The sequence below is a fragment of the Deinococcus marmoris DSM 12784 genome (genome assembly GCF_000701405.1).
Taxonomy (GTDB): domain Bacteria; phylum Deinococcota; class Deinococci; order Deinococcales; family Deinococcaceae; genus Deinococcus; species Deinococcus marmoris.
Map to the genome: position 1 here is coordinate 1 of NZ_JNIV01000217.1, position 2,096 is coordinate 2,096.

The 2,096-nt window shown below is 60.0% G+C and carries 1 protein-coding gene; it reads left to right on the forward strand.

What is annotated here, in order from left to right; genetic code table 11:
* Positions 1–410: 410 nt before the first annotated feature.
* The coding region (locus Q319_RS0123290) for a sensor domain-containing protein (protein WP_034416667.1) at positions 411–2,096 on the forward strand (1,686 nt) is incomplete at its 3' end.

The following is a 2,096-nucleotide window of genomic DNA, read 5'->3' on the forward strand; positions in this document are numbered from 1 at the left end:
AGCTTGAAGGATCAGGCAATTGGGGCAAAGAGCGTTCTTGATGCGCCTACTCTATCTGATTCCACTCCGCAAGTCCCCCTGCTGAGTAGTTACATCCTGGGTAAGAAGTCGGAGAGAAGGATTTTTTAGACTGTCTTCATGCCCTCGATAAGGCCGCTGGCCGGTCACTCATCATCCCCCAACACGGGGGGACATGGCCAATTCTGGCTTGCCGAACAGGACATGCTGTTAAACTCTGAACCGCATGGCACGGCTCTGAATGGGTGCCAGAAGACGAGACACCTTATCTGCTTTCCAGTGATTGATATCAGTGGGTCTTCCTGGCTCCTCCAAATTCTGGCAGTGACGGTCAAGTGGGCCAGGAATTGGAGGTCTACGCGAAGTGGGCCAGCAGACTCGCGGGGTCTGGCATGACGGCGGCGCAGCAGGAAGCACTTGAAACGGTGTCCCGGAACATTATGGCGCTGGTCACGAACCTCGTCCTGATTCTCGATGCCGAAGGAAAGGTTGCTTACGCCAGTGAGAGCGTCCATCACTACCTCGGCTACGAAGTGATGTCGGTGCTTGGTCAACCGGTGGTTAATTTCCTGACCCTTGAGGAAGCCGCTCGAGTCAAAAACGATTTTGCCGAACTGCCGGCACCTGAATGGCGTCACTATCAGGTTCGCCATCAGGACGGCTCCCGGAGAGACCTGGAACTCACCTGGGTCAGCCTCCTTGACGATCCGCTTGTGGCCGGAGTTCTGGTGGTGGCGCGGGACATCACGGATGAGGTGCAGATCCGCCAGGAACTGGCCGAGCAGAAAAAGTTCTACCAAACGATTCTTGAGGATCTTCCTTACCAGGTGGCCGTGCTCGACCAGCAGGGACGCTACGTCTACGCCAACCCGGCGGCCATCGGGAATCCCGAGGTGCGCCAGGGCATCATTGGACTGACTGACACCGAATACTGCCGCTGGCGCGGGCATGATCCGCAACTGGCCGCCGATCGTCAGCGCCTTTTCGCGCAGGCCACCCGCAGTCGCCGCTGGGTCAACTGGGAAGAGGCCATACGCGACCCGGACGGGCAATTCAGGTATCACCAACGGCATTACCTGCCAGTGTTCGGAGCCGACGGACAGCTTGACCGGATGATCGGCTACGGACGTGACGACACCAATCGTCAACGTCGGCTGGCAATGAACACCCGGCAGACCCAGGCATTGCATCTCTGCGCTCAGGGAGCACCGCTTCAGGAGGTCCTGGACCAGATTCTGAATGCTCTTGAGGTCTCCTTCCCGCAGGCCCAGGCCGTCCTGCACCTCTGCGACGATGCGCCGCGCGTCCTCTCCGCACCAGGAATGTCGGCGGATATCCTGGCTGGAGCTGTTCGTATCGGCGCGCTCGAACTTCAGCCGCCGGAGACAGGCGAGCTGATTGAAGCCCAGCCGGTACTGGATCATTTGGCCGGTCTGGCCAGCATGGTCATTGAGCGCGACGCACATCTCAAGCAACTTGAGCGGCTGGCCTACGTCGACGGCCTGACAGATCTGATGAACCGGCCTGCCTTCGTCCGTGCGCTGAATCAGACCCTGGCCGGCGGGCAGCACCCTACAGTCATTATTCTTGATCTGAAACACTTCAGAAACGTCAACCGACAGTATGGTCACGCCACGGGGGACGCACTGCTGATCGCCGTGGCGCGCCGCCTCGAGCTTGACCTCCCCGAGTGCAGCGTCGCCCAGGCCGGCGGGAACGGGTTTGCGCTCCGTGTTCCTGGCGGCTCAGGGGAGTCGACCATTACGGCGTTGACCCAAATCATGGGGCGGCCCTTTGCCGTGCGGGGCGAGATGCTTTACGTCAAATACCATATCGGCGTCAGTCCTGAATCTCAATCGGGACAGGACGCTGAGTCGGTCGTTCAACAGGCCGAAGACGCCCTGTACCGGTCCAAACAGCTCGGTCAGACGGTCTCCCGGTACGATGCTGAGGAGCATGCCGTCGAACTGACAGCCCTGACCATGGAGGCAGAGTTGCGCCAGGCGTTCGCGAACCGCCAGCTTTTCCTGGTGTTCCAGCCGCTGGTTCAAGCCCGCTCCGGGAGCCTGCATGCCGTG